The sequence below is a fragment of the Thomasclavelia sp. genome (genome assembly GCF_017889095.1).
In the GTDB taxonomy this organism is placed as follows: domain Bacteria; phylum Bacillota_I; class Bacilli_A; order Erysipelotrichales; family Coprobacillaceae; genus Thomasclavelia.
The window spans coordinates 1-4,746 of record NZ_JAGHEW010000383.1; the positions used below are offsets into that span (position 1 = coordinate 1).

Genomic DNA, 4,746 nt, shown 5'->3' on the forward strand with positions numbered 1-4,746 from the left:
CTCAGACATCATGGCCGTTGGTCGCTATGTGCTTTCTGCCGATATTTGGCCGGAACTTGAACGCACTCAACCTGGTGCATGGGGGCGTATTCAGCTGACTGATGCCATTGCTGAACTGGCGAAAAAACAGTCCGTTGATGCAATGCTGATGACTGGTGAAAGCTACGACTGCGGTAAAAAAATGGGCTATATGCAGGCGTTTGTGAAGTATGGCTTACGCAACCTGAAAGAAGGGGCGAAGTTCCGTAAAGGCATTGAAGATACTTTGCTAAAATAAGTAAGATTTGCGTTAGTTTAATAGCGGAAATAGACGGTAGTATGAAAATTATGAAGCATTTTCTCATTATCGTCTTAGTTTTTTAAATATTAACAAGTATTTAAATAATGTGGCGTTGGTTTTTGAGTGTGTTGGTAGCTGTTAAGCCAAGGGCGGTAGCGTGCAAAAGATAGAAAAAATATCAGTTTTATTATCTATATATTTTAAAGAAAACGAAATTTATCTTGATGAGGCATTTAAAAGTCTTGCGATACAAAAAACAATGATCGATGAAGTAGTTGCAGTTATTGACGGTCCGATCAGTAATGGATTATGGAGAGTAGTTAGAAAATGGGATAGAGAATTGCCTTTAAAAATAGTGGAACTCAATGAGAATGTTGGATTAGGTAAGGCATTAAATGCTGGCCTACAGGCATGTTCGAATGACTTGGTCGCACGAATGGATACTGATGACATTTGTCTACCTGAGCGATTCGAAAAACAAATAAAGATGTTTATTCGTAATCCGGAATTAGTAATAATTGGCGGGGCAGTCGATGAGTTTACAGAAAAAAACAATATACGTAAATTAAAAAAAGTACCATGTGGTTATGATAATATTAGTAAAACAATAGCAAAACGAAATCCTTTTAATCACATGACTGTAATGTTTAGAAAACAAAAAATTATTGAGATTGGTGGTTATAAGCACCATTATCTTATGGAAGACTATAACTTGTGGCTTCGTTGTTATGCGGCAGGTTTCGCTATGGATAATGTTAATGATGTATTAGTTTTAGCGCGTGCCGGCGAAGAAATGATCAATAGAAGAAAAGGATTAAAATATATCAAAAGTGAATATGAACTTTATAAACTTATTGTTGATTTAGGCATTAATAAAGGGGTAAGTGCAAAATTAATATTTTTAGGTCGTTCATTAGTCAGGCTATTACCTAAACGATTATTATCATCTATCTATAATCAGTTATTACGCAAATGAAGAAAAAAATTCTATTATTGGATTTATGTGGATCTTTGGTTAAAGAAAATACGACTTTTGCTTTTCTTGAACGATTTGATTATGTCAGAAGGAAATCTCTTATTTTTATTTCTTTATATTTAATTTATAAATTCACGAAATTTGATCTTTTAAGACGCTGGGCAATAGCAAAACTTAAAGGTGTTCCCAAAACTATGCTGCGAAAACAAGCTAAAATATTTGTGAAAGAATGCCATTATAATGACGCGGTATTAAATTTAATTGAAAAGGAAGATTTTGATGAGATATATATAGTTTCAGCAACGCTTGATTTCATCGCGGAAGAGTTTTATTCAGAACTTAACTATAATGGTTTTTATGCTACTTGCTTGGATTATCTTGATAGTGTGGCAACTGGGAAGATAAAAGTGGATTTATTAAATAATAAGGAAAATATTATAAATATAACTAGGGATGTTAATAAATCATTCACAATGATAAGTGATAATTTTGGTGATCTTAATATGATGAAAAAATGCGACGTGGCCATAGCTGTGGCTAATAATAAAAAAGCAGTTGTCTATTGGGTAGGAAATGGCATTGAAAAAATAATTAAGGTGTAGTATGTGGTGCAAATTTTATATTCCATTTTTATATTTTATTGAAACAAGAACTAAAACGCGTGCTAAAACAATTTCTTGGTGTCTAATTTATCTATTTCCAGTTTTGTTGCTGTTTTTTTTATTTGAAAGCACTAAAGAGAGTGTTGAGTTATGGGGACAACTGGGATTAACTATAGTACTAACATATAATCTGTATGAATTAGGATATATCTACAATGATGCAGAAACAATAAAAAAAGAAATAAAACCTACTCTGCGGCTTTCTGAAAAAGAAATACGCTATTATGAGGGTAATAAAAAAACAATATATATCTTTAGATTATTTGTATCTGTTGTTGTCACTTTTTGTGTTTACAAGTTAGGTGGAGAGTTTCTCTGGTATCCATGGTTACTTATCCCGATGTATGCGATATATAATTCAATAAGAAATCGATTAAATCTTTTATTGCATTTTATATTAGTTACAATCAGGTACTCTTCACCATTAGTTGTTTGTACAGGGGATTTACGTAGCATAATAATATTTACAATATGTTTCTCAATTATAAATGTGATCGAGAGGTGTGGTGAGAAAAGATTTGAGCTGTATTATTTTCAGCGAGAGTTATTTAAAAATCATTCATTGTTAAGATGCCGCTATTATCTTTTTATTTTCTTTATCTCATTATGTGTATACTTAAATAGCATTTCTGAGCTTAGTCTATTAATAATGGTAATGTCTTTATACTACTTTGTTTATCGGCTTATGATATTTTTATGGAAAAAATAAAATGAATAATTCTGCGATAATAGTATTCGTCGATTCTATTATTATTGCCTTTTTTATTGTTGGTTATCTATTAAATGAGGCCGGTTTTGTTAGTGTTGACTATTACACATTAGCAATAAGTTGTTTTTTATTTATAGCATTTGCATATTTACAAACGGCACTTTTATCAGGGGTACTAAGCATAATATCGCTTTTTATAATGACAATAAGTATATTTATTTTTGGGCGCATATTTTCATATTTATTATACTCTGAAATGGATTACTATACAGTAACGCTTTTTTATACCACGACTATAAGTTCACTTGATTCTGTGAATTTGTTATTGACGATTGGGATAATAATATATTCAATTCTTTTAGGATATTTTTTTACTCAATGTATTGAAAATAAGAATAAAAACGTCAATGTAGTAACATATAATCTGAGGTTGCCTAATGGACCAGTTTTATTTTTGGTCGGTTGCCTTGTTTTTCCATATATATATTCAGGTTTAGAGGCAGTAAATTCAGGCGGGTATCTTTCATTTTATACAAAAAATTTAGAATTATTGGAGAAAGGAAGTATTATACCGAATCTTTATTCTTTAGGAATTACGATAGCGACTGTTTTTTTGTCTATATCAATATCAACTGACAATAAAAAGAATACTAATTTTTATCTGTGCGTTTTATTGATGAACTCTTTAATGCTGGCTTTAATCGGTCAGCGAGGTCCATTATTATCATTCTTTTTATTTTATCTTTGGTATAGAAATAAGTACATTAAGAAAATACCCCTCCTTAGGTTAGTTATAATAGGTGGTATTGCTATAGTTTTCTCCCAAACATTGTTATTATTCAGAGCGGATTATAGTAATTCAAATATAAATTTGTTCGAACATTACTTCTCATTCTTATTTCAACAAGGAGTGACATTACATGTCATCTATTTCACTAAATATATAGATAATTTCCCTGTCTATTTATTAGCGCAAAACTTTATCCCTGGGGCTAATGCTATATATAACATGTTTGCAGAACACACTATATTATACAATAGCTCTTCTGCGTATCTATCCGATTTATTAAATCCAGCGTTATTCAAAAGTGGTTATGGTGTTGGCTGGAGTTTTGTCAATGATATAGTTTTGTTGTGTAATAAAAATGTTGGAGCTATGATTATTGTTGCTTGCTTATTTGGGGTATTTTTAAGTTTAGCAGAAAATAGAGGCAACTCTAAGGGGCTTTATATTACTGCATTATCAGTTATAACAGCATATAGGATAGGCTTTTTACCAAGAGCAGGGCTTAATGGCATATTCCCGCTGTGGATCTATTCTTTGGTTATAATTACTTTGTTGATGGTTTTGAAAAAGAAATGGAAAAATTAGTAAGCGTTCTTATAACATCTTATAATCGCCCTTTGCTGTTGCGCAGAGCAATATTGTCAGTATTTAATCAAACTTATTCAAAAATAGAATTAATTGTAATCGATGATAACTCTAGTTATGAAGTTGACTTGATTATAAAAGAATTGCAAGAAGTAGCAACACCAAATATTAAGAATTTTATATATAAGAAAAACCCAAGAAATATGGGGGCTAATTTTTCTAGAAATAGAGGATTAAAGCATGCAAAAGGTTTCTTCATTACAGGGTTGGATGATGATGATTATTTCAAAGAAGATAGGTTACAGATTCTGGTTAATCATTATAACAAGGAATTTTCCTTTATCTGCGATAACTATATAATAGTGACTGGAACAAATAATCATGCACGATTTCAAAGAGAATGTATCATTGATTTACAAACTATACTCAAGGAAAATGAAGCTGGTAACCAGATCTTAGTTGAGCGAGAGCGTTTGTTATCAGTTGGAGGATTTTCTATTGATTTTAAACGGTTACAAGATCAAGATGTTTGGACTAAACTTATTCAAGTTTATGGGAGTGCCAGGAGGTTAAACGCTAATACTTATTATATGGATGTTTCTCATGAAGGTGTTAGAATAACCAAGAATATTAAAGATTATGTGGCATATCGGAAGTATTATTTTAAATATAAGAATATAATGTACAATGATACAAAGAATTATAACCTGTTTAGGTTAATGATGTTAAGACGTTTAAAAATTAAAA

The 4,746-nt window shown here is 31.0% G+C and carries 4 protein-coding genes and 1 pseudogene; all 5 read left to right on the plus strand.

The features are described from left to right. Window positions 1-277 (plus strand): annotated as a pseudogene (galF, locus tag J7M77_RS16325) (UTP--glucose-1-phosphate uridylyltransferase GalF); the annotation flags it as partial. Window positions 278-437: 160 nt separating this feature from the next. Beyond that, a complete protein-coding gene (locus J7M77_RS16330; RefSeq protein ID WP_224688906.1) occupies window positions 438-1,256 on the plus strand; it encodes a glycosyltransferase in 819 nt (272 codons plus the stop codon). Further along, window positions 1,253-1,858, plus strand: a complete 606-nt coding sequence (locus J7M77_RS16335; protein WP_032248835.1) for a hypothetical protein — start codon at window positions 1,253-1,255, stop codon at window positions 1,856-1,858. Before J7M77_RS16330 ends, J7M77_RS16335 begins: the two co-directional genes overlap by 4 nt. 770 nt (window positions 1,859-2,628) lie before the next feature. Beyond that, window positions 2,629-3,999, plus strand: a complete 1,371-nt coding sequence (wzy, locus tag J7M77_RS16340; RefSeq protein WP_048963515.1) for an O185 family O-antigen polymerase — start codon at window positions 2,629-2,631, stop codon at window positions 3,997-3,999. Next, window positions 3,987-4,746, plus strand: a 760-nt coding sequence (locus J7M77_RS16345; protein ID WP_296880486.1) for a glycosyltransferase, incomplete at its 3' end; no start/stop codon positions are given. The genes wzy and J7M77_RS16345, both read left to right, overlap by 13 nt.